At 63.6% G+C, this 686-nt stretch carries 1 protein-coding gene; it reads left to right on the top strand.

Annotated elements, in window-relative coordinates:
* Window positions 1–2 precede the first annotated feature (2 nt).
* The coding region (gene istA / locus E6C48_RS22355; protein WP_136360402.1) for an IS21 family transposase at window positions 3–686 on the top strand (684 nt) is incomplete at its 3' end.

Genomic DNA, 686 nt, shown 5'->3' with positions numbered 1-686 from the left:
ACATGGCGTTACTGAGCGTTATCCGACGCTGGCATCTGCGAGATGGACATTCGATCCGGGAGATTGCACGGCGCACGGGACTGTCGCGGAATACGATCCGCAAATACCTGCGATCAGGTGAGGTCGAGCCCCGCTTCAAGGCGCCGGAGCGGCCGAGCAAGCTTGATGCCTATGCCGAGCGGCTGTCTGCCTGGCTGAGGACGGAAGCAAACAGGCCGCGCAAGCAGAAGCGTACGATCAAGCAGTTGCACGCCGATCTAATGAGCCTCGGCTATGAGGGCTCATATGGTCGTGTCGCCGCCTTTGCGCGGACCTGGAAGGAAGAGCGCCAGCGTCAGATGCAAACGAGCGGGCGCGGCACCTTCGTGCCGCTGGCGTTCGAGCCCGGGGAGGCCTTCCAGTTCGACTGGTCGGAAGACTGGGCGGTCATCGGCGGCGAGCGCACCAAACTTCAGGTGGCGCACTTCAAGCTCAGCTACAGCCGTGCCTTCATCGTGCGGGCCTATCCGCTGCAAACGCACGAGATGCTGTTCGACGCCCACAACCACGCCTTCCGGGTTCTGGGCGGCGTTCCCCGGCGCGGGATCTACGACAACATGCGCACGGCGGTCGACAGGATCGGCCGCGGCAAGGAGCGGCAGGTCAATGCCCGCTTCTCGGCCATGGCCAGCCATTATCTGTTCGAG

The sequence above is a fragment of the Ollibium composti genome (assembly GCF_004801285.1).
Lineage (GTDB): Bacteria > Pseudomonadota > Alphaproteobacteria > Rhizobiales > Rhizobiaceae > Mesorhizobium > Mesorhizobium composti.
This window is presented reverse-complemented; position numbering and strand designations above follow the sequence as displayed.